We start from the raw sequence: 23,545 nt of genomic DNA, 5'->3' as shown, positions 1-23,545 counted from the left end.
CCTCATCGCAATTAACCAAATACCTTGTCAATGTCATTGACTATATTCCTATCTATTTTATGATCTGCAACGAGACCAGCAAGGATATCCATTGTTTGCTCATGACTCATTGCTGGGCGGTACGGTCGTTCTTCCCTAATAGCCTGATAGATGTCCACGCAAGCTAATAAGCGTGAGGGGAAATCTAGGCTATCTTGATTGATACCGCGTGGATAACCAGTACCATCTAGTTTTTCGTGATGATTGTGCACCCATTCTGAAATCTTTTCAAAGCCTTTTATTTGCTGTAAACATATATATCCAATTTGAGGGTGTCTTTGTATTTCTAAAAACTCTTCAGCGCTCAACGCGCTTGGTTTATCTAATATTTTATTATTAATTGCTAGTTTCCCCAAATCATGGAGGTCCGCAGCAATCAGTAGCTGCTCAACTGTTTCAGAATCCATCTCATAATAATTATTAACCATTATCTCTAGTCTCTTTGCTAATGAGCTTGAGTGAAACTGTGTAAAAGCAGTCTTCGCATCTATAACCTTTGAAAATGTTTTTGTTATGTCACGAACTTTCTTATAGTCGTAGTCTATGTAAAAGGCAGGTGTAAGATCGGCCAAAGCTTGGTCTATAGACTCATCTTTTAGCTCGTCCCAAAAAACAGAGAAGGACATACAATCCTCTGCAGCCTCTACTACAACTGGCGAAAAGATTGTTCCCTTATGCTTTACTAAATATCTTATGATATCTGAAATCTGAGATTGGGACTCAGCCACTTCCGGTAAGTTGAGAGTTAAGTCCAATTGATCTGCTAAGCGGATAATCTGAGACATCAAAGGAATATCCGCTCCTGACAAACCGAAAAATCCTGATCCATCATAATGCTCATGATGATATTTAATCACATTTATAGGCTTCGTTAGAAAAGGAAAACTTCTTACATTTTCCTCACCAATTATACAGTGTTCTTGCATGCTTTCTATTGATATAATTTTTTCTTTTTGGTTGCCGCGAAGATTATCGTGTAGAATCTTCAGACTTGCCCCATTGTCATGTAATAATGACATTGAAGCTAAATCATAGAGCTCCTCTTGTGTCATATCGAAAGCTTTCCCAATTTTCAACGCTATCAATGTAATCCTCTTGGAGTGATTTGTAGGTACACCGAATAAATCTTCTTCTATGAAATCTAAAGCTTTGGATACTGCCATCAGAAACTCATTTAGGTTCAATATCATGTTGCTCCCCCATTACGTCAAACAATGAGTGCGGTAATCGACCGTAGTTAAAACTAAGTTATACATTACCACAAATAGCATTATAGGACTATATAAAAATTTTGCCCCTCTTATAATTCTTTAATTGATTTGAATAAAACAGGAAAGCACCTAATGGCGCTTTCCTGTTTTTACTCGTTCCTCAGTGGCTCTTCAATTGAAATATGTCCCATAAACGTTTCCGTGACATTTCCATTCACAAGAATCTGCACTTGATTAATTGCTTCTAATGCTGTTAATGAACTTACAAGCTGACTAAGAGCTAAACTCTCTTGAAGGGATCCACCATTCAGATTTTGTTCAGAAAAGTTAACAAACGCTGTATCCCCTTCGGTATAGACATTCAATATTGTAAGCCGCTCAAGCTCTGTTGCCAACCCTTGTTCTATAGGTTTTTTTTGAAGTTCCTCAACAATCAATTCCTCAATAGCCTTATTACCTATAGTTATCTGTCTCTCTACTGGTAAAACTGATTTCAAATCTTCATTTCCTGTCAAAGCATATTCAACGTTGACATAATAGATGGTGACCGTTTTTGTCGCTGGTGTTTCTGGAGTATTTGGTGTATTTGGCGTCTCAGGTGTATTTGGTGTACTTGGATTGTTTGGTGTGTCAGGCGTCTTTACATTATTGTCGCTCTTGCCCCAACTACAGCCTGTAAATAATGATATGCCTAGCAAAACAATGAGTACTAATAAACAATATTTCTTCATCGCTTATTCCTCCTTCGTTGTGTTAAATGACTATAGCTTTTTTGATATCTTAGCATGTTGGAGCAGTAAAGCGAAATTTCAACTACTCTAGTCGTTATTATCCCCCAAGCCCGCCACTTCATACTTTTCACTTGATCTGTAAGAATCACTCATTCAGATTGAAAAAAGCGACTTGACTCTTTGTAATATTTTATGTTCGTCCAATTATCAATTCTTGCTCAATAATAGAATGATCTTGTTTTTTCTGTCTATGGAATCGATACAGACGTAATGAATTTAATACAACGATGATAGCACCGAAGTTATGAACAATAGCTGCCATTACAGGACCAATCCACCCATACGCCGCTGCGATTAATGCAAGTACGTTAATGCCATTCGCCAGCCAGAGATTTGTTTTAATAGTATTTACCGTACGTTTACTTAATTGAATAGCCTGTGGAATTTTGTCAATCGAGTCTGAAAGAAGGGCTATATCCGCTGCTTCAATTGCCACATCCGTTCCCGTTTTCCCCATGGCTACTCCAACATCTGCTTGCATCAGTGCAGGAGCATCATTAATTCCATCGCCAACCATTAGCACTTTGTGTCCACTCTTCTGAAGCTCCTTTACAAGGTCTAATTTCTGACCTGGCAGTAAAGAGGCATATACATTTCCGATTTCTAATCTAGTAGCAATTCTCTTTGCCACATATTCATTGTCACCTGTGGCCATTCGAATGTCTTGTATCTTTGCTTTTCTTAATTCTCGCACCGTAGCTAGAGCATTTTCTCGGATAGGATCGTCGATTGCAATCATTCCAACGAGTTTATCCTTATGAACGATATAGATTGTCGTGTGTCCTGTATCATCCCAAATTTTCCGCGTATCTATCGCAGTCTTTGGTATTTCCTCTTGGAGATGTTCCAATACTTTTTCATTACCTATAAATACTTTTACACCATTTACTGTTCCTTCCATTCCAATTCCTGCTACAGTTTCCCACTCACTCGCTAGTTCCCAAGTGATGCCATTCTTCGTAGCCGCTTTTGTAATTGCCTTTGCTATATGATGCTCAGAAAATCCTTCTAGACTCGCTGCTACCTCATATAAACGTTTCTGATTCCACTCTGAGTCTGTTACCACAATATCAATAACCTCAGGTTCGCCTTTCGTAAGGGTACCCGTTTTATCAAATATAATCGTCTTCACTTTACTGATCGATTCCAGTGCCTGTGCTCCCTTGATTAAAATACCAAGTTGCGCTCCCCTACCTACAGCCGTCATGACAGCAGTAGGAGTACTTAAAAGCATCCCGCACGGGCAGAAAACTATTAACACTGTTACCGCACGAACTATATCTTGTGTGACCAAAAAAACGATTGCTGCTATCGTTACACTCATAGGTACAAACCAACTTGCCACGCGATCTATGATTCTTTGGATAGGCGCTTTTTCTTCTTGGGCCTTCTTCACAAGCTGCAACACTCGACCAATCAGGGAGTCTTCCCCTACTTTATCTACCTGTACGTAGATGGCTTGACTCTGGTTTAAGCTGCCGCCAAAAACAGATTCTCCTATACATTTCTCAACAGACTTTGATTCACCTGTAAGGGGAGATTCATCTACAAATGTATTGCCCGCGACTACGGAGCCATCGGCAGGAATTCGTTCCCCGGGTTTTACAAGTAATATATCTCCTATTTTAATTTCATTAGTAGATATGATAGTCTCTGCGGAATCGTGAATCGCGCTTACCTTTCTTGCTTCCGTTGGTACTATATGTAACAAGTGTTCTAAGGCTTTCGCGGACTTTCTGACCGAATATGTTTCTAGCAATTCACCAATAATCATAATGAACGCCACTTCCGCAGCCGCTAGATACTCCCCAATGGAGATTGCTGCTATCATGGCAATCGTAACTAAAAGGCCAATCTTTGTTTTTCGCTGAAATAATAAAGCACGAACCGCACTACTATAGATTGGAAACCCACCGATAAGCGCTGCAATAAGTGCCGTGTCTATAAGAAATATTTCCGGAAGCAAGTCGGTTATAGAAAGAATTATCAAAATTGCAGTAATAATAGCTATATTAAAGTCTCGCAAATGCTCTGTATAAAATTGTTTCACTAGCAACCTTCCTCCTCAGATAAATGTGAACGCGCTGTATCAAATAGTAATGCTACATGGTCATCATCCAAAGAGTAGTACACACTTTGGGCTTCTTTTCTAGCTTTGACCAAGCGCAATTGGCGAAGTCCCCGTAGCTGATGGGATATCGCAGAGACACTCATGTTGACCGTTTCCGCCAAATGTTCAACACATAACTCCTTAGCTCCCATTAATGAATAAATAATTTTTAGTCGTGTTTGACTACCCATAGCTTTGAATAATTCCTCTAAACGAAGGAAAAAAACATCATCAGGCATATCCTTAATTACAGCATGAAGCGCCTGTTCACTGGAACATTTGTTATCATGAGAGCAGCTATGACCATCTAGACACTTATGATCATGAGAACAATTAATTACTTGATTCTTATCCACAGTATTCCTCCTAGTGTGCTTACAACTTTTAAGTAAGTTCATTGGTTTTAAGTATTTTTTGAGTGCAGTTGAGTATTTGAATAAATCTTCAAATACTCAACTATTTTTTAGTATAGCAATTTGCATTTTGTATGTAAACAAAAAAATAAATATATGAAAAAACACGACTCTCTTCATGAGAATCGTGTCCATATAATCTACCCTAATCTTGCCTTTTCAAGTGCAGCCAGATCAAACTTCTTCATTTTCAGAAATGCCTCTGTCACACGTTTTACTTCTTCTTTCGTGCCTTTCATTAGAACTTCGTTAAAATTAGCAGGTACAATCTGCCAAGATAGTCCAAATTGATCTTTGATCCACCCGCACTGTTCAGCTTCGGGGACAAAGGAAAGCTTATCCCAATAATAATCTATTTCTTCTTGATTTTCGCAAAGTACCATGAACGAGAAAGCTTCATTGAAGGTAAAATCAGCACCATAGCCATGATCCATAACTATGAATTGAGTTCCATAGAGATTTACTTCTCCATAGTTTACTTTTGCCCTTTTATCCATTGCTTCTTCTGGAGCATAGTGATTTATGAAGCCTTTATTCGCTTCTTTAAAGGTCGAAACATAATAGTTAATGGCTTCCTCTGCTTTTCCACATGCATCTCCTGAAAATAGAAGTGCTGGTCTTATTCTTTGATGTTCATCTGTATTTCCAACTAACATTATCTGCCAGTTGAGACCATATTTATCTTCTATCCATGCATACCTTTTACTGAAAGGATACTCATCTAAAGGCATGAGTTCTTTCCCGCCAGCACTTAGATTCTCATGAAGTCTATCCACTTCTTCACTAGTACCACAAGCTATCATTAGAGAAACGGATGGATTCAAAGTAAAATATGGACCTGCACTAATCGCTGAAAATCTAAAATTTGCAAGTTTAAAGTCAACAATCTCAGTATCACCTGATGGGGTGTCTGGAAGCGTAGTAATGCCAATGATACTCGAATCCTCAAACAAGCTTACATACCATGTCGCCGCCTCAGCCGCTTCTTTGTCAAACCATAAATGCGGAACTATCTTTTGCACAATATTTACCCCCTTCTGTTTACTCTTTTATTTCAATTACATAGGATGTAATTGATTTTATACAAGAACCTTTAGCACTGCAAAACTTGTAAATGTCACAGAAAGCAATGATTCTTCCATCTTCCATTTTCAACAAACCATTTACAGCCCCTTCTGTTCCATCGGCAATAATACTATTTATAGTGAATTCCTCTATTATATCGTTTTTCATGTCCTCAAATGCTTTCGCAAGTTCGTCCTTCCCTTGAATCAGCATATTTCCAATAAAGTTCCATGTTATATCTTCACTAACATTATCAATGATAAAGCTACTATCACCCTTTGCAAATGCAATATTAAATTCTTTAAGGAACACTTTTTCCGGGGAATTACCGCAATCCGCTTCAATTATTAGTTTTAACACATAAACCCCTCCTTTTAGAATTAGCCCTGTATTTATATACCTTTGAGACATATATTAAACTCTTTTTATGTATTTGACCAATAAATCAATGCTTTTAATGAACTTACTATTTCCTCTTGACTTGTAAATATTAGTTATAACAGTATAAGTTGCACGAATAGTAACGTATCCATTTAACGACATTTATAATTTATCTTTTATCAAAAATGCATTAAATACGCACAAAAAATAACAATCATGCATGAAAATCATTCAACATCTCACTTGATAAGGATGAACGAGAATGAAGATAAGTAAGAAGCGATCGTTGGGATTGATGGTAGTCCAAGCTGTGGTATTCAGTCTACTCCTTTTGGATACTCGGGTGGTATGATTGATTGCAAAGAAAACCAAATCCACGTATTACAAGAAGTAAATGAAAAAGGCGTTTTGATTGATGAAAAGTCAAATTATGAATAAAAAGGAAAGCCATGTTCCATAAAAGAACATGGCTTTCCTTTCGTCTTCTGTGTAAATAAACAAACTATTTTTTATCTTTAGCTACCTCAGTAAGACTCGTCAGTAATCCAGCCATGTTTTGAATTTCAGAAGGTATGATAATCTTCGTCGCCTGACCATCTGCAACAGCAGCAAAGGTTTCAAGACTCTTAAGTCTTAATAAACTTTCATCTGCTTGCACATTTTTAATCATTTGTAACCCTTTAGCTGTAGCCTCTTGAACGGTTAAAATTGCCTGTGCTTCCCCTTCAGCTTCACGAATAGCTGCTTCCTTTTTTCCTTCCGCATCCAAAATCATAGAAAGCTTTTTACCTTCGGCATCGAGAATCATTGCTGCTCTTTGGCCTTCCGCAACTAATACAAGCGACATTTTCTCACCTTCTGCTTGAATGATTTTCTCCCTGCGCTCTCGCTCAGCTTTCATTTGTCTTTCCATAGCCTTTTGGATCTCTTGCGGAGGAATAATATTCTTCAGCTCTACTCGATTGATTTTAATTCCCCATGGATTTGTTGCATCGTCCAAAATTGCTCTCATCTTTACATTTACAGTATCCCTAGATGTCAATGTGCTATCTAATTCCATATCACCAATAATATTACGCAATGTCGTAGCAGATAAGTTCTCTAGTGCACGAATTGGATTATCGACTCCATATGTATACGCTTTTGGGTCAGTAATTTGAAAGAAAATTACCGTATCAATCTGCATCGTTACATTATCTCTAGTAATTACAGGCTGTGGAGCAAAATCAATCGCTTGTTCTTTTAGTGATACTTTATTGGCAATTCTATCAATTAGCGGTATCTTAATATGAATGCCAACTCCCCATGTGGAATGATAGCCGCCTAGCCTTTCAATAACATAGGATTTCGCTTGCGGAACAATACGAACATTAGACACAGTTATAACAATAAACACCAAAATTACAATTAATAGTATTTCCATCCAGATTCCCCTCAATCGTTTATTTTTTTCGAACTTTTAAAACATTCCCCTCGACTTCCTCTATTACAACACGAACTCCGCTTTCAATAATTTCATCACGAATCGATACAGCTCTCCAATCAACATCCCTTAGTTTTACCCTGCCTAGATCTAACGAGTTATCAATTGTCTCGATAACAAGGCACTCCTGCCCAGTAAGCCCTTCGACGTTTGTCTTTACATTACCAACCTTTAATTTTTTGACATAGGGTTTTGTAACAAAAATAGCAACAGTAGATACGACAACAAATATCGTTATTTGAATCCACATATTATCAATAAAAAAGCTAAATAAGAAAGCAGCAAGCGCCCCTATTGCAAACCAAATAAACAAAAAACTTGTAACGGCAACTTCAAGAATAATGAATAAAATAGTAATCCCTAGCCATATCCACTCTGAAAACAATTTCTATGCACCCCCAGTAATTACAGTATTCGATCCTGGTATAAACTTGCAAAATTCTATTCTATTTAAGGATATTCGACGTATTGATTCTATTACCCTTTCTTTATCAAATATTTTCATAATTTGTAAAATAGTTTCGTTTATCAGTTGCCTTGAAATATAAACCAGCCATCCTTCACCGAAAACCGAAAGATCATCCACGTTTCTCAATGATATGGGCCATGCGTACCTTTTACTGAGGGGAAATTATCTAAAGGCATTATCTTATTGACATAGTAAAACCTACATTGTATAATCATAGATAAATACAGTCTGTGTTATCTTCTTGAGGGCGAGGGCAACTATGAAGTATACGAAAGCAACGAATTATGCCTTGCATATAATGGCCTATTTCGTTAAGCAAGAAGGAAAAGACAATTTAAGTCTTCAGCCGTTAGCTAATCACATGAATATATCACCTACCTACCTGTCCAAGATACTAACTCAATTAGTCAAAGCTGACCTTATTCAGTCTACACCAGGAGTAAATGGAGGTTATAGTCTTAGGAAACCTAAGACTGAAATAAGCTTTTATGACGTAATCCAAGCCATTGAAGGTAGCGGAGCGCTTTTCACTTGTGAAATGGGCGATAATCGCACTTGTCAAATAGAAATGGTCATGAGAGACGCCGAAGAGAAAATGGTGAATCAGCTTAAAGAAAAACGTATTTATGACATTGTGTAAAAAAATGAGCTTGAAATATAAGCAGTTGTGTCTGCTCATTTTTTTAGCTTAATTATAGATATTTACAGTCTGCATTATATTTTATAGGAGGTATTATTATGAATCACATGCATCATTACAACCAACTGGATCAAATATTTAAAAACAAAATTGCCTTTTTAGAAAGCAAGCAACGGGAGCGCCTCATACCACCTGAAGCACTTATTAGCCAGATGCCAATTCAACAAAATCATACTTTACTCGATGTCGGTGCCGGCTCAGGCTTTTTTACAATTCCCATGGCAGAAAGCACATCTAGCAAAGTATACGCTATGGATCCTGATAGACGTATGCTCAGCTTTATAGAGGAAAAGGCTAAAGAAAAAGGACTTACTAATATTGAGCTTGTTCCAGAATATATTGAAAACTTAAGTATTAATAATGATAGTGTTGATTTTGCTATGGCATCCTTAATACTCCACGAAGTGAGTTCTCTTACTAAAGCACTTTCAAATATATTTGAGGTTCTAGAAATAGAGGGGCACTTGTTATGTCTGGAGTACGAAAAGGACGACTTAATAGTAGAAGGACCACCAATGTCCATTCGTATTGGCTCAAAGGATCTTGAAAAAGCATTGACATCAACTGGTTTTACAATTGTGAAGAAGACTAAAATTAATGATGCTATCTATACTATTTTAGCAGTGAAAAAAGGGGAGTAACTGAAAAAGTCTCAATTCATCTATGAGTATGATGGGAAAATCGAGGATAAAAGGCTGATGCCATGCGAACTTGACCGCATGGCATTATATAGTTCTATTTGTTTTAATTAAAATATGATCCTTACTACTTTTCATGCAATATCTTGAATTAGAAATACTTAAATATATAAATAAATCATAAAAAATTACATCCCACCACATATGAAAAACAGTCTTTTGGTTAATTTGATTTCTAACTGCTATTTTTCAGCACATACAATATATAAAAATGAATAATTAATCTAGAATAGGTAATTGCTAATAATAAACAATTGAGGTGTTTATATGAGGCATTTCTTAGCATTTCTTAGCATTTATCCAGATTATCAATATATTAGTAAGCTGGCTCTGGTTAGCATTTGTAAATTTTCACATTGTAAGCATAGTAATACTAATAGGAAGTCTAATGAGTCGCTTAAGTAATGATATTTTAAGAAGCCCAAATCCTTGGGAAATTATCGCAGGAATATATCTTTTGATATGGTACTTTAGAAAGAGATACTCTAAAGAAAAATTACAAACTTTTTCACCTATCAACATAGAGAATAAAAATACGATTCAAATTTTAAACAACTCTGAAAATCTTGACCCTCAAAAAGATTAGAAATGTCTTTTCTCAATATCTAAAAAAACACGATCCTCTTAATTTGAGAACCGTGTTTTTATTGTATTTGGTAGAGCCTAGGGGGCTCGAACCCCTGACCTCTTGGCTGCCAGCCAAGCGCTCTCCCGTTAGAGTTAGTTTCACTACCCTTATTTTTATAAATGTTTAATTTCGAAATTTGATTCTTGATAACTTTTTTTTATATATTCAGCTACTAAGCTCCGATGACATTTGTCTGGTTTCAGTTCACTACAAAGCAAACACGCGTTTTCAAATTCACTAATATTTTTTGAGATATACTCAGCCATATATCGGTTTTCTAAAAGATCAGTAAATTGATCTACATATTCTGACCAGATTATTTTCTTTGTCTTATAATTATCTAATATTTCCTTTGTTGGTGCTAAATCAATGTTGTGAGTATAATCAATATTACAAATTTCTTTCAAAAAATATTTCAGATCGTTCCCTTTTGCAAATCCCGCTAACTGAGAATAATTATTAAGTCTAATATCTATTACCGTCTTTACATTATTGTTTTTTAGCAAATCAAAAAATGTACTGGCAGGCTTCTTTGTAAAACCTATGGTAAATAGCTTCATATTAACGGCACCGCCTCGCTCTCATCTTCGCTATAAGCAATCTTTTTATTTCTTAAGCGTAATGCTTCTTGTATTAATTCATTTTCTGATTTTTCCCCATCTAAAAAATCCATAATTGTTCTTTGTTCTCTAGTGGGAAAATAATAATCTAAAAGCCTCTGATAAACTTCTTCTTGAGTCTCCAGTCTTCCATCATTAAGAATGTTAACAACTTGACAATTTTGCACATAAAACGCTCTAGCTACAAGAATATTTCTATGACAATCCATTGGGTCTTTTTCTGCACACATAAAAGCTATATTAAACCCTTTTTGTAATCCATCATAAACCCTGTCCATTCCATTTTTAAATGAAGGAGTTTTAATTACTTTTTCAAAATCTACGTAACCGTCACTTGAAAACAGCGATTTATCTGTTTGACGTGCACCAAATTCCTTACCCATAAATATATAAAATAATCCATTGTTCTTTAAATATTTCTTAAGTTCGTCTCTGTTATATTGAGACGCATATTTTGAATAAGGCATACTTCTAACATCAATGACACAATTTATTTGATTTTGTTTTAATAACGTTAAAAAATATTCGTTTGAATGAGTAGAATGACCTATAGTATAAAGCTTTTTCAATTTAAAATCCCCTTTAAGTTATTCTTAGGATTATTATATATGAAAACGCACTTTAATCCCAACAAATATCCTCCTGAGGTTCAACTTATGTAATCTGATAAATCAATATTATAAAATTTGTGCAGCAATTTTATAATATTGACCTTTGTATTCATCCGCAAGGCTAAAAACTACAGAAATATTATCACCAAGATTATAAAAACCATCGATTTTGTTATTAAATTTACTACGAATCGGTATATCTGTGATTGAGATAAATTTATAACTATTTCCATTATATGAGAAGCATATACTGTATCTTTTGCGCTCATAAGTCTTTATAAACACAGATGCATTCGAAACTTTTACCAACAGCAAAGAGCGATGGTTATTTAAATCAATTTCTCTTTTTGTAATTGCATTAGACGTATTATAAAAAATATAGCTTGGTGTATCAAATGGATGCAACTGTAGTATCTCACTTACATTAGATTTCCTGCGTTTTACCCATTTAATTGCATCATTGAGTAACCAGTTTTCTGGCTGAATGTCAGTACCTACTGGTTTAATGAAATCTACTTCAACAACATCAAATATATCTGCTTCTGTTCCATCTGCATAATTCATATGCTTCTTTAGTATTGCATATTCAGAAGATCTATCATTTGACACAATTCTAATCCATTCTCCTGTTGATACTTCTATTCCCGCAACACAGTACTCATTTCTTTTTATTGATTTTGTTAAAATTATTATTTCTTTTTTCACATTACCACCCTCCCACACTAAATTAACCATTTATAGTAAATTTGATTATTATCTTACCTCATTCGACAAACTACCAATAATTCCTTGCCCGAATTTTGTCTTTTTTTGTCGAGTTAAAATTTTTAACTACTTTTTTGATTTATTGCAAAAAACACGACCCTCGTTACGAGAATCGTGTTCTTTATCATTGGTGGAGATTCTTTGACATCTGGTGGATATGCACGAATACCAGCTAATTCATCTAAAGCAGTTTGCGACAAAGTCATATACTTCCAACGCATCTTGATCCGATATTTGATCGATTATGAGTTTTAATTTCTCTCTGTCTACACTCATGCCTCAAAAAGTAATTATTTTCCTACACATTAAAAATACGAACTTAAACGAAGTTCGTATTTCTGCGATTTGGTGGAGCCTAGGGGGCTCGAACCCCTGACCTCTTGGCTGCCAGCCAAGCGCTCTCCCAGCTGAGCTAAGGCCCCGCAAGCTGATGTTGCAGCATTATTTTTCCACCAGCTATTTTATTATACTGAATCAATCTCAGGTATGACAAGTACATTTTTCTAATTTCTCTATTTCCTAAGTTATTACTACAACTACTATTACAACTTCTACAAATCTATTACCACTGAGGAATACCTACATAGCCTTTAAAATCATAGACACTTGTATTTGGGTATATTCCATAGCGCTTTAACACGTATATATCATTCCCTGGACTAACCGTTCCTAAGCGATTCGTAAATGCCATAGTATAGCCAGTTTGTTTCAATAGATTAATCACAGTGGCATCGACTTGCCCGTATGGGTAGGCAAAGTACTTACCGTCTATTAGTTGTCTACTTAGTAACAAATCATTTCTAACAATTTCACTTGGCTGAGAGACGAGATGACTCACGTTATTCGTCAGCTTATGAAGATCATGTGTATGCCCTTCAATACGGAAAACATCTCTATGCTTGTCCAGCTCTTGCCAGCTAATAAAATTCAACTTATCGGCATTGAATGAATCAGGATAACTGTTCAGCATTCCTGTTACAACAAAGATTGTTGCCTTATAGTCGTAAGCTTTGAGAATTGGGTACGCATACACGTAATTACTTAAATAGCCATCATCAAAGGTAATAAACACGCTATGCTTCGGCAGCTTGATTTTGCCTTTTACATAGTCCTCTAGTACAGCAAGATCATACGCTTGGTATCGATTTTCATGCAAAACTTTCATTTGCTCTTCAAAACTCTCTACGGAAATTACAGCACTATTATTCTGAAATTTAGTATTTTCGCTAGCTTTTAGTAAATGATGATATGTGAGTACGGAAACCTTATCTGCATATTCAAAGCGCGCTAAATATTCAATTAAATCGTTATCCATTTTCTGCGTGTACACAGGCTGATTCTTAAAGTACTCGATACTCGTATTCTTATAGAAATCGCTTGGCACCTGAAGGTAGTATTGCACATAGCTCAAAACATTCGACCCAGATCCAAGGTGGGAAGGTAAGCTTATAAGCATTTTACGGAAATCTTGGAAACTCTTATTGTTTAATAGGTTTTCTTTTTTCACCGCATGATTAATATCGATTTTCATAGATTGCTTTAGATCCTGTGATTGATAAAGCGTGAAAGCGTAGATTACATCCGTTTTATCTACCATTTGCCATTCAATCTCCGCACCTAAACCTTCCATAACAAAACGAAGCGGAACATAGTTACGTCCTAAAGGCTTGTTATAGACCATTGACGTATCCATCATGAGCGCTTGTCCATTGACAGTATAAATGGAGGAATTTGCTGTTAGCACCACAGTTCTGTTACCTTTCATTAATGTTACCTGGTTTAGATAACCATTCCACTCGACACTAGCACCAGCCGCTTCCCCTGCTGCCCTAAGCGGTACTAAAGTTCGATTGTTCACGTCAATATAAGGCTTTACGTCAGGAAATTGCACGGACTTTCCATCGACAAACACACGAATATCTCGGTTTGTATTCGCCTCCGTCGTAGTAACTGAAACTATTAAAATGATTGTCATTATAAAAGCAGCTAAAAGATAGAAGCGCAATTGTATATTTAATCTGTTAGTCATATTTCCTCCTGATGTAGTTATTTATTTCAATTACAACGAACATCGTCGTAGAAACACCTATGTGATTGAAAAAGAATCAAACGAGTCAATCGCTTGATTCTTTAATCTTAATTCTATGATACTCGTGAAAGCTACTGTTTTTCAAGGAGTATTTTCCTGGAATCTTGATTAATGCGTAGAAGCAAATGCGGATAACCAAACGCTTGTGTTACAAATTCACCCTTTTGCGGTTCTCTTACCTTCGCAACAATCCGAATTTCATCCTCGTTACCTTTCATAGACTCAATTTGGATTGCGTAGCCGCCAGTCGCCTTTTCACCGTCTGCTATTAATATATACGTATACTTACTAAAACCTTTGGTTCCATCCATACTATGAACACCTTCTTGGTCGAATACATCATCGTACCAAGTAACGATTTCTTCCTTTTCCTTAAGTTCTAATTCTTCAATATCAATAATTTCATAATCAACATCACTCATTGTTGGTTTAGTATCTTCATTTCCCATTTTCGCACCTCCGCATCCCATAAGTAACACCATACACAATACAAAAATGGAAATAGGAATAATAGTTTGTCTAGTCATTCGATCTCTCCTACCTATTCAGACGATCCCTATTCCATTATAACGTATTTTTTTCAGAAAGTAAGAACTTTTCCCGATTGTTTCGAAACGTAATGTATTGTTTTTGGATATGTTCATTTTCTTCCATAAATTCTACGAAGGTCTGGAATGCTTGAAACGTATTCCAGCCTATATAATGCTCGATTTGCTCGACGTGCTTCTGCACATTTTCCTCTATACCTAATACTATGAGGAAATTTTTCACAATGTTATGCCGTTCTAGAAAGTATTTCCCTAGCTCCTGTCCTTGCACAGTCAATTGTATATTTCCATACTTCTCATACACAATTAAGTTCTTATCATTGAGCTTTTGAATCATTTTTGTTACCGATGGGGGTTGTACGTTTAAACTACTAGCCAAATCATGGGTCCTAGTATGCCCTACGTTACCACTAAGGCGATAAATCATCTCGATATAGTCTTCCATACTCGGTGTTAGTGTGTCCTCATCTGCTGATATTTCATAACCCCTTGCGGTGAAGAACTTCTCTTTGTCAGCCAAATCATCACCCCTGAACGCCACCTCATACTACAGAATATGTTAATTTGCTGTATGATATGCCATTTGTCTACTTTATCTCAGCGGCGTTTACTGATACTCCCTCTTCTAAAGTGGGAGATAAGTGCTGCCAAGCTTTACCCACAAGGGGCACAGGCGAAATAAGTGCAACTAGAGTTCAGCTGGAGTAAAACTCCATCTGAACTCTAATTTTCTTTATAAAAAGACAAACACCAAAACCACTCAAGCGTAATATAGTACTATTGTCAAAGTTTTAGTCGTGGTTAACTTTTTACAATCGAACATGTTGTTCGAGAGGAGGGCTTAGATGAGCGCACATTCTGTCATTAAGGTAAATAATCTGTCAGTTTCTTATTTTGGAAAAAAAGTGTTTGAAAATATAACATTCTCTGTGACCCCTAAACAAATTATTGGAATCATTGGCCCCAACGGTGCTGGTAAGTCTACTTTAATAAAAGCAATGATAGGATTCATACCATCGGACACAGGGACGGTTTCTTTTTGGAATCAGTCGGTTGATAATGTACGGAAACAACTTGCTTATGTACCGCAACGTTCATCGATCGATATGGATTTCCCGGTTCTTGTAGAGGACGTTGTTATGATGGGTAGACACCCTCATATTTCATGGTATGGTTGGCCGAATCAAAAGGATCGAGATATTGTGACAAAAAGTCTGAGACTGGTTGGTATGAACGAATTTCGCAAACGCCAGATTGGTCAATTGTCTGGTGGGCAACAACAGCGCGTATTCATAGCGCGGGCATTGGCACAAGAAGCAAGTGTTCTATTTCTTGATGAACCATTTGTCGGGATTGACGCTGTTTCAGAATCGATGATTATGGAGATTTTGAAAGATATCCGGGATCAGGGCAAAACTCTATTTGTTGTACATCACGATCTCAGTAAGGCAGAGAACTATTTTGATAGCTTACTTTTATTGAAAAACCGTTTAATTGCTTATGGAAAAAGCGAAGAAGTATTCCAGGTAGATTGCTTGCGTGAAGCGTATGACGGTAAAGTAGCGTCGTTCGGAAATAGAAACGGGTTATTGGTGGTGAATCATTAATGGATCAATTGATGTTTTTTATCGAAGCGCTTGGTAGTTATCAATATCTACAGAATGCGATGATTGCCGGAGTACTAGTTGGAATCATATGCGGTGTAATCGGTTGCTTTATAATTCTACGAGGCATGGCGCTGATGGGGGATGCCATCTCACACGCGGTTCTTCCAGGGGTTGTAGTCGCCTATATGTTAGGGTTGAATTTCTTCATTGGAGCAGTGTTCACTGGAGTTCTAACAGCACTAGGGATTGGATACATCTCGCGCCACAGTAAGCTTAAGGACGACTCGGCCATTGGCATTATGTTTACTGCTGCCTTTGCTCTTGGTGTTGTGTTAATCACGATGCGTAGAGGTACAGGTGTCGATCTATGGCATATACTCTTTGGCAATGTGTTAGCCGTTTCTCAAAGCGATTTATTAATGATTGCGATCATTGGAGCTATTGTTTTGATTTCTATCGCTCTATTCTATAAACAGCTCCTTCTTAGTACATTTGATCCTACAATGGCACAGGCTATCGGGCTGCCAATCAATCTAATTCATTATGGACTCATGCTATTGCTCTCGTTAGTGACGGTAGCTTCTTTAAAGACTGTCGGAATTATCTTAGTTGTTGCCATGTTAATTACACCAGGTGCCACTGCTTACTTACTTACAGATCGACTACCGATTATGATACTGTTATCCAGTGTATTTGGTGTATTTTCATCGGTAGTTGGCGTTTATTTTTCTTTTATCTATGATATAGCAACTGGTGCATCAATCGTACTAGTCGCATCCACATTATTTGCATTAAGCTTCTTATTCTCACCGAAACAAGGGCTAATCACCCAGAAATGGCGTTCTCGAAAAATGCAAATTGCAAAAACATAAGGAACTATTTTCTAAAAGGAGTACAATCAAATGAAAGATATCTTTAAAAATCTTTTCCCATATAACAGTCGCGTACTGATTCTAGCCCTTGGCTTAACTATATTATTGTTCTTGACTACATTTCTTGGGGGATGCTCTCCTGATCGTGAAACAGTAGCGAAAGAAGGAATGTATATTGTCACGAGTACTTCCATATTAGCTGATATTACAAGTAACATTGTCGGGGATCTCGGAACGGTCGAATACCTCGTCCCAATCGGCGAAAGTCCAGAAGACTATGAGATGATCCCAAGTGATATGAGAAAAATCAACGATGCGGATGTAGTGATTCTCAATGGCCTTGGCTTAGAAAATATGATTCTGCGCACATTACAAAATGTTTCCAATGCTCCAGTTGTATTCGCAGCAGAAGATATTACCCCGATTCCTCTAGAAGGAAGTACGGAACCAGACCCGCATGCTTGGTTAAATCCAACACTAGTGAAATCGTATGTCGAAACCATCTATTACGCTCTTTCAGAACAGAAGCGAGAATATGCAAGAGTACTATACGATAATGCACAAGAGTATATCCAACAACTAAGTGAACTGCATCATTGGACCTTGGATGAAATTGCAAAGATACCTGAATCATATCGAGTGATTGTCATGAGTGAGAACGCACTGAAGTATTTTGGCGATGCGTATGGATTTGAAACGGTCGGAATCTGGGAGTTAAACGCCCACGAAGAAGGCACACCACAACAAATTTCCAGAGTAGTAGATATCGTACGCCAGAAGCAATTGCCTGCACTTTTTATCGAGACCACTGTTGATACCCGTTATATGAAAACCATCGAAAATGAAACGAAAGTACCAATCGCAGGCGCTCTTTACACCGACGCTATTGGAAAAGAAGGAAGCAATGCAGAGTCTTATGTTGATATGATGAAGCACAACGTAGGGATTTTGGTGAAAGGCTTAAGCAACCGCCCATAGGCTACTAAAGACAATTTTCAAGAGATAAAAAGCTGGTATCTGCCTCAGACAGATACCAGCTTGAATATTTTAACGCTATATAATTTGTTATCCGATAGATATTACACCTTAAATCTTGCTACAGCCTGCTGTAAGGATTCGGCCAAATGCGCTAAATCAGTAGCACGTTCGGCAACCGCTTCAATGGCAGAGTTCTGTTCATCAGTGGACGCAGCAATCTCTTCTGCGCTTGCCGCCGTTTCTGTCGCAACATTAGAAATCGTCTCCATCACTTGCACCACCTGTTCACTACCTGATGCCATTTGAAGACTTGCGGTGGTTACTTGATCAATCTGCTGTGCAACTAAGTCAATCTCACGCACAATCAGTTCAAATGCGTCTGTTGCTTGTTTCACTGTAGACACACCTTCACTTACTTCTTGCGTACCTTTTCCCATGGCATGCACAGCTCTATCCGTTCCATTCTGAATCGCAATGATAAGATTGTTAATTGTGTCTGCCGAATTACTAGATTCTTCTGCCAGCTTTCTAACTTCGTCCGCTACAACAGCAAATCCTCTACCTTGCTCACCAGCTCTCGCTGCTTCGATAGCAGCATTTAGAGCTAATAAATTGGTTTGACTCGCGATAGCTTTAATTGCATCTATGATTTGTCCTACTTGCTTAGAACTATCCCCTAATTCACTAATTGTATTGGCAATATTTCGAATACTATCCTGTAACTGCTCCATTTTCTTCATTGCAAGCTTAGAGCTTCTCTCGCCCTGCTTTGCTGCTTCGTTCGCATTCTGTGCAGAAAGATTGACACTAGACGCATTCGAAGCCACTTGCTTGGCCCCTACAGACAATTGATTAATCACCGATACTGTATCATCTACGTGTTTCGCTTGGTCACTTGCACCGTCTGCAAGCTGCGTAACAACCTTAGCAACTTCTTCCGTGGAAGCAGCCGTCTCTTCTGTCGATGCCGCCAAATCCTGGCTAGTAGCAGATAACTTCTCCGAAGTTTCCATGACCTTCCCCACTACCGAGCGTAAGTCTACGACCATCGTGTTAAACGTCTTCGATAGCTGTCCAATCTCGTCTTCATTTTGACTATCTACTGTATTTCGTAGGTCTCCATTTGCCACTAGTTTCGCCACTTCTGAAAGCTTTGCAATCGGTCTTGTAATACTAATACCAACAAGCCATGAAATCAGCCCAGCAAATATCAAACTCGTAATGGTAAGTATTGTGGAAACATTTTCTGCGATACTAATGCTATCCAATATTTCTTGTTCATAGACTTTCGTATCCGCTTGCTTCGCTGCTATCGCCACATCGACGTCTACTTTAATCTTCCTATACACAGGCATTACTTGTTGCACCATAACATCAGATGCAATGACTCCCAAGCCTTTGCGTTTTAAATCAATCGCTTGTTCAGCCTTTTGATCGTACTGCTCAATTAATTTCCGTAAAGCTGCGACATTCTCCCGTTCGGAATCATCAATTGCTAAGCGTTCTACTTCGTCTAAGGCCGCCAATAGATTTGGTTTGCTATCTTGATAATTTTTCAGATACTTTTCATCACCAGTCATTAAAAACTCGCTTAAATCCATCCCTTTATTTAACGTAATAAAGAGGACCCGCTCTGCTGCTTTTACACTCGGATAGTTAACGTCTAGAATCTGATTATTCAGCGACTCAATTTTGTTCATGTTATAGAACGTAACAATCCCCGAAATTACCATTAACAATAATAATACACCGAATCCAATAAAAATTCTCTGACCAACCTTAAGCTTTAATTTCATCTGTGATAATTGCCTCCCTAATGCCATTTATACAAATTACAATGTCCATTATTGTCTATGAACCTTAAAGAAGACTTAAAAATTAGGTATAGCAAGACTTATAGACTTCCTTATATATTCCACAAGTGTACGAATTATCCTTTGCTGATTTGTGTATTTTATAGAAATTTAATATTATATAAAAACTAAGCATTCAAACAAAACTTAGCATATAAAAAATTTGGCATATAAAAAACAACTAAGGATGTAAAAAAACTCCCTAGCTGCCTATATTTTTATATTTATCTTTAATCAGCTAATAATCTCTTCTGTCCAGTAATCGCTTGTAATGGCTTAATATTCTGTGTAACTTCCAATGCGCCCATGTATTCGCCCTTTTCATCACGGATTGCAAAATAACGGATGAGGACATACATTTCTCCTAATGGAATCCAGAAGTCTTCACTATCTTTCTTACCAGATTTGAAGTCATTCACTAATGTCTCAACGATATGAACACTGTGCGGTGGGTGACAGTTAGAAACGTTACGTCCAATAACCGCCTTTGTTCTCATGAAAATTCTTTCTTGTCCATGGCTAAAGTACTTTACGACATCATCTTTATCAATATACGTAACATCAATCGGTAAGTGATTGAAAATCGCACTAATTTCTTGAACTGTTAGAATTCCTGTATCAAACTTGATATACCCTTTCGGAGCTTGCTCATCAGCCGTCACATCTGTATCTTGGATAGAAGCAGGCTTCCATTTTGCTGCTGGTGCAGTTAAGCAATAACCAATTTCATCGCTCTCTTCGGCAATTTTGTACCATTCTTCGTCTGATAGAAATCTACTGGCTGTTTGGAAAAGAATATCTTCTTCCTTGAATATCATACTTGCAATCTTCTCAATAGCTGCTTTGATGGTAGCAATGACTTCCGTGCGGTTTCCTTCGTCATCCTGTTTCAACATTTTAATTGCCGTTTTAATCAAACCGCGAATCTCATCGTCTGCGCCCCACATAACTTTTGCAGGTCCTGTGACACCATGACGTTCAATGTACGGGAACAATAGATTTTCCTTACGGCTATAATGCTTATCAATATCCCAAAGTAAGTTTAACTGCTCTAATAATTGATATCCAGCATCCTTTGTTGGTTGCTTTTCATATTCTGCTAATTTCGACTCTACTGCTTGTATGACCTTCTCAATTTCTCTATTCTCTAACTTAAACGTATGAATTGGGTGGCCCGGAACAGCGTCCCAGTTTTTCGTCGGCTTATGTACGTCTTCGATACTACCTTTGAACACCTCAGCATGAACATCGCACAATCTGCGAATTTCTTCTGCTGGCATGCCTTCTTCCATTAACGCTTGCTCCATTTGAGCAATTTCAACAGTGGAAACACTACCAAATTCCTGTTGGAATTCTTTCTTTACTTCCTCAAAAGATACTCCTTGGTGAAGCTTTTTAATGATGCTCTTTAATTTTTCTTTCCTTACTTGATGGTTATCAATTAGTTCGCTCATTGGTTTTCCCCCTAGACACTTTTTTCCTTCTACTATCTTTATACCCTATTTCCCAAAACTTATCAGTGAATTATCTCACATTTACTAGTGTGTTAGTTCATGCTGTACTTTATGTATGTAGTATCTCCATCATAGTAAAAATCTAAAAAAAAAGCTATAAAACATGTGTTGTTTTAAAGCTTTCATGAAACGATATCAAATTGTCTTCCTCTTGATTCATATTCTTCAAAAAATCCCTTATATGACTCTTTTCATAAAAACAGACTTCAATCCTTAATATATCATGCTTTGCACCCAAAACTTCCACTACTACAGGCCGGGAATTCAAGATTAATATAAAACTCATACACCACAAGAATACGGACAATATCAGTGAAGAGCTACTCATTAAGAAAGCAAAATATCCAACGATGATTCCAAGCATACATCGCTTAACCATAAATACTGCTTGCATCTCTACTTTCTGAATATCTTTCACTAAAATCTTCTGATGTGTTCTCCGGTATGGAACCACTAATAATAATAAAGTCGGCATAGTAATGCGTAAGTTATGGTTTGTGATCACAGCTTGTACTCTGAACCAATACAATAAAAGATTCATCGCAAACGTTTTTGAATCAACTACATATTCACTGTCCTCTAACGTTGGATTCATAGAAATCCTCCTAGAAAAAACAAATCCTCTCTATAGCCAGTGTATAAAGAAAGGATGCTAAATATGCATAGAATCATTTTTCGCTATTTAACTGTTTCTCCATAAAAGCTATAGGCGTTCTTCCCATTTTCCTTGACCCAGTACATCGCAACATCGGCTTTACGGATGAGCTGTTCAAACTCCTCCCCGTCTTGCGGATACATACTAATGCCGATACTTGCCCCGATTGTACAGTTCTTATTATCTACTTGAATTGGCTGTGTAAGAGATTCCATGATTCGTTCTGTAACAATTACCACCGTTTTTCGATTACAAACTTCTTGTAAAATCACTAGAAACTCATCGCCACCGAGTCGGGAAACGATATCATTGGCGCGAACGCAGGTCTGCAACAACTCTGCTACCGCCTTCAAAAGTTTATCTCCAATATCATGACCATGTTGATCATTCACGCTTTTGAATCCATCAAGATCGATAAATAAAATGGCAATTGGAGCATTCGCCTTCTTTTTCTGAGCCAAAATATCTCCCATGTAATAATTGATATAATTACGATTTGGTAATCCAGTAAGTGGATCCTTCCTCGCCAACTCATTCAGTTTCTGATTCGTATCTAGTAATTCCTGTTGCTTTTCATTCAACTGATTAATATAGTCATTTATTTGACTTTGGATATTGAAATATTCAATTTTCTCGGAGCAATGATTGCTCATATATAACCCAAACCCAACACTGACAAAACTCAATAGGTACAAGTTATGGGCCATCCACCATAATAAACTCCATGGTGTAGATAACATAAAGAGTACAACAGTCTCCATAATCAGAATACAAGCAATTACAAGGGTAAGAATTGGTGTGTTATTTAATATACGATACGAATCTAAAAACCGAGTGCAAGCAACACCTAGAAGTACCAGGGTAACTACCTTAATTAGCTCTGCATAGTGAGTATCGCGACCGTTTTCATCCTTGATTGTTGGAATCATATCAGGAAATTGTACCGCTACGAGAGAAAAACTGACCAGTATCAGTATAACTATCAAAAAAATTGCTAACTTGTTGAACGAATACGTCGTATTTCTAGTACTCATTACCAAAAAGAATAAAAACACACCAATCCAATATCGACTTAAGTCACCAAAGAACACAAACGCATTAATATGGTGTGCGTGTTGCGCAAAATCGGTGATTGACTTTCCTGGAGTAACGAATCCGTGCATGCTATAGAATATCGTGATTCCTATAAAACCTATACTGAGTAAAAATATCTTAAAATCCTGAGATTTTGTGTATTCTTTGTATGCAAATATCCCTACAAAAAGACTCCCAATACTACTTAAAATAATATAATAATAATGGAATTCGGGAGCGTTCCAGTGTACTTCAGGATATTGTGTAAATATATAACCTAAGATCATAGGTATGGTAGTAACCATCACTAATAAAGCTATATGCTTTCTTGAGATATTCACCTTCGCTCACCCCTCCATTTTCACATTATA

General features: G+C 37.1%; 25 protein-coding genes and 1 tRNA gene. 6 read left to right on the top strand and 20 right to left on the bottom strand.

Annotated elements, in window-relative coordinates; translation table 11 throughout:
* Positions 1–11 precede the first annotated feature (11 nt).
* The 8 genes from BHU72_RS01020 to BHU72_RS00985 all read right to left on the bottom strand — a co-directional run bounded on the left by BHU72_RS01020 (position 12) and on the right by BHU72_RS00985 (position 7,878).
* Positions 12–1,229 (bottom strand): HD-GYP domain-containing protein, encoded by a 1,218-nt coding sequence (locus tag BHU72_RS01020; RefSeq protein WP_069700754.1) that lies wholly within the window; start codon positions 1,227–1,229, stop codon positions 12–14.
* A 170-nt stretch (positions 1,230–1,399) separates the two neighbouring features.
* Positions 1,400–1,981, bottom strand: a complete 582-nt coding sequence (locus BHU72_RS01015; protein WP_069700753.1) for a GerMN domain-containing protein — start codon at positions 1,979–1,981, stop codon at positions 1,400–1,402.
* Positions 1,982–2,171: 190 nt separating this feature from the next.
* Positions 2,172–4,091 carry a heavy metal translocating P-type ATPase gene (locus tag BHU72_RS01010; protein ID WP_176720361.1) on the bottom strand — a complete coding sequence of 640 codons (1,920 nt, stop codon included), beginning with the start codon at positions 4,089–4,091 and terminating at the stop codon, positions 2,172–2,174.
* Positions 4,091–4,507 carry an ArsR/SmtB family transcription factor gene (locus tag BHU72_RS01005; RefSeq protein WP_218076067.1) on the bottom strand — a complete coding sequence of 139 codons (417 nt, stop codon included), beginning with the start codon at positions 4,505–4,507 and terminating at the stop codon, positions 4,091–4,093. Before BHU72_RS01005 ends, BHU72_RS01010 begins: the two co-directional genes overlap by 1 nt.
* 197 nt (positions 4,508–4,704) lie before the next feature.
* Positions 4,705–5,586 carry a VOC family protein gene (locus BHU72_RS01000; RefSeq protein ID WP_069700751.1) on the bottom strand — a complete coding sequence of 294 codons (882 nt, stop codon included), beginning with the start codon at positions 5,584–5,586 and terminating at the stop codon, positions 4,705–4,707.
* 19 nt (positions 5,587–5,605) lie between these two features.
* Complete coding sequence (locus BHU72_RS00995) at positions 5,606–5,989, bottom strand: nuclear transport factor 2 family protein (protein WP_069700750.1); 384 nt, start codon at positions 5,987–5,989, stop codon at positions 5,606–5,608.
* Positions 5,990–6,512: 523 nt separating this feature from the next.
* Positions 6,513–7,433 carry an SPFH domain-containing protein gene (locus BHU72_RS00990; protein ID WP_069700749.1) on the bottom strand — a complete coding sequence of 307 codons (921 nt, stop codon included), beginning with the start codon at positions 7,431–7,433 and terminating at the stop codon, positions 6,513–6,515.
* A 19-nt stretch (positions 7,434–7,452) separates the two neighbouring features.
* Entirely contained in the window at positions 7,453–7,878 is a 426-nt protein-coding gene (locus tag BHU72_RS00985; RefSeq protein ID WP_069700748.1) for an NfeD family protein, read from the bottom strand.
* 343 nt (positions 7,879–8,221) lie between these two features.
* Between BHU72_RS00985 and BHU72_RS00980 the strand changes: the two genes are divergently transcribed.
* From BHU72_RS00980 to BHU72_RS00970, 3 genes are all read left to right on the top strand, one after another.
* Entirely contained in the window at positions 8,222–8,602 is a 381-nt protein-coding gene (locus BHU72_RS00980) for an RrF2 family transcriptional regulator (RefSeq protein WP_069700747.1), read from the top strand.
* A gap of 98 nt (positions 8,603–8,700) precedes the next feature.
* Positions 8,701–9,303 carry a class I SAM-dependent methyltransferase gene (locus tag BHU72_RS00975; protein WP_069700746.1) on the top strand — a complete coding sequence of 201 codons (603 nt, stop codon included), beginning with the start codon at positions 8,701–8,703 and terminating at the stop codon, positions 9,301–9,303.
* A gap of 445 nt (positions 9,304–9,748) precedes the next feature.
* Entirely contained in the window at positions 9,749–9,946 is a 198-nt protein-coding gene (locus BHU72_RS00970; RefSeq protein ID WP_069700745.1) for a hypothetical protein, read from the top strand.
* Between the two features lie 155 nt (positions 9,947–10,101).
* Here BHU72_RS00970 and BHU72_RS00965 read toward each other — a convergent pair whose 3' ends face one another.
* From BHU72_RS00965 to mntR, 8 genes are all read right to left on the bottom strand, one after another.
* A complete protein-coding gene (locus tag BHU72_RS00965) occupies positions 10,102–10,548 on the bottom strand; it encodes a DUF488 domain-containing protein (protein WP_069700744.1) in 447 nt (148 codons plus the stop codon).
* On the bottom strand, positions 10,545–11,177 hold the full coding sequence (locus tag BHU72_RS00960) for a DUF488 domain-containing protein (RefSeq protein ID WP_069700743.1): 633 nt from the start codon (positions 11,175–11,177) through the stop codon (positions 10,545–10,547). The genes BHU72_RS00965 and BHU72_RS00960 overlap by 4 nt, the downstream gene beginning before the upstream one ends.
* Positions 11,178–11,285: 108 nt before the next feature.
* Positions 11,286–11,924: a dual OB domain-containing protein gene (locus tag BHU72_RS00955; RefSeq protein WP_069700742.1), complete on the bottom strand. Its 639-nt coding sequence runs from the start codon at positions 11,922–11,924 to the stop codon at positions 11,286–11,288.
* A gap of 122 nt (positions 11,925–12,046) precedes the next feature.
* On the bottom strand, positions 12,047–12,190 hold the full coding sequence (locus BHU72_RS15690; RefSeq protein WP_176720360.1) for a hypothetical protein: 144 nt from the start codon (positions 12,188–12,190) through the stop codon (positions 12,047–12,049).
* 140 nt (positions 12,191–12,330) lie between these two features.
* Positions 12,331–12,406: transfer RNA gene (locus BHU72_RS00950), tRNA-Ala, on the bottom strand.
* A gap of 140 nt (positions 12,407–12,546) precedes the next feature.
* Positions 12,547–14,013 (bottom strand): stalk domain-containing protein, encoded by a 1,467-nt coding sequence (locus tag BHU72_RS00945; RefSeq protein ID WP_069700741.1) that lies wholly within the window; start codon positions 14,011–14,013, stop codon positions 12,547–12,549.
* A gap of 131 nt (positions 14,014–14,144) precedes the next feature.
* A complete protein-coding gene (locus BHU72_RS00940) occupies positions 14,145–14,600 on the bottom strand; it encodes a protease complex subunit PrcB family protein (RefSeq protein ID WP_069700740.1) in 456 nt (151 codons plus the stop codon).
* Positions 14,601–14,637: 37 nt separating this feature from the next.
* On the bottom strand, positions 14,638–15,141 hold the full coding sequence (mntR, locus tag BHU72_RS00935) for a transcriptional regulator MntR (RefSeq protein WP_069700739.1): 504 nt from the start codon (positions 15,139–15,141) through the stop codon (positions 14,638–14,640).
* 325 nt (positions 15,142–15,466) lie between these two features.
* Here mntR and BHU72_RS00930 point away from each other — a divergent pair, with 325 nt between their 5' ends.
* Genes BHU72_RS00930 through BHU72_RS00920 form a run of 3 tightly spaced genes read left to right on the top strand, consistent with a single transcriptional unit; the run spans position 15,467 to position 18,078 of the window.
* The gene (locus BHU72_RS00930) at positions 15,467–16,228 is read left to right on the top strand and encodes a metal ABC transporter ATP-binding protein (protein WP_069700738.1); all 762 of its coding nucleotides are present in this window, start codon (positions 15,467–15,469) and stop codon (positions 16,226–16,228) included.
* Positions 16,228–17,100 carry a metal ABC transporter permease gene (locus BHU72_RS00925; protein ID WP_069700737.1) on the top strand — a complete coding sequence of 291 codons (873 nt, stop codon included), beginning with the start codon at positions 16,228–16,230 and terminating at the stop codon, positions 17,098–17,100. The genes BHU72_RS00930 and BHU72_RS00925 overlap by 1 nt, the downstream gene beginning before the upstream one ends.
* Positions 17,101–17,130: 30 nt before the next feature.
* The gene (locus BHU72_RS00920) at positions 17,131–18,078 is read left to right on the top strand and encodes a metal ABC transporter solute-binding protein, Zn/Mn family (RefSeq protein ID WP_069700736.1); all 948 of its coding nucleotides are present in this window, start codon (positions 17,131–17,133) and stop codon (positions 18,076–18,078) included.
* 101 nt (positions 18,079–18,179) lie between these two features.
* Here BHU72_RS00920 and BHU72_RS00915 read toward each other — a convergent pair whose 3' ends face one another.
* From BHU72_RS00915 to BHU72_RS00900, 4 genes are all read right to left on the bottom strand, one after another.
* A complete protein-coding gene (locus tag BHU72_RS00915) occupies positions 18,180–19,874 on the bottom strand; it encodes a methyl-accepting chemotaxis protein (RefSeq protein ID WP_069700735.1) in 1,695 nt (564 codons plus the stop codon).
* Positions 19,875–20,161: 287 nt separating this feature from the next.
* Positions 20,162–21,385, bottom strand: a complete 1,224-nt coding sequence (locus BHU72_RS00910) for a DUF438 domain-containing protein (protein ID WP_069700734.1) — start codon at positions 21,383–21,385, stop codon at positions 20,162–20,164.
* A 154-nt stretch (positions 21,386–21,539) separates the two neighbouring features.
* Entirely contained in the window at positions 21,540–22,040 is a 501-nt protein-coding gene (locus BHU72_RS00905) for a hypothetical protein (RefSeq protein ID WP_069700733.1), read from the bottom strand.
* Positions 22,041–22,123: 83 nt separating this feature from the next.
* The gene (locus tag BHU72_RS00900) at positions 22,124–23,515 is read right to left on the bottom strand and encodes a GGDEF domain-containing protein (RefSeq protein ID WP_069700732.1); all 1,392 of its coding nucleotides are present in this window, start codon (positions 23,513–23,515) and stop codon (positions 22,124–22,126) included.
* Positions 23,516–23,545: the final 30 nt, after the last annotated feature.

This window comes from Desulfuribacillus stibiiarsenatis (assembly GCF_001742305.1).
Lineage (GTDB): Bacteria > Bacillota > Bacilli > Desulfuribacillales > Desulfuribacillaceae > Desulfuribacillus_A > Desulfuribacillus_A stibiiarsenatis.
The sequence above is the reverse complement of the archived record's forward strand: the minus strand, read 5'-3'. Positions and strand labels throughout refer to the sequence as shown.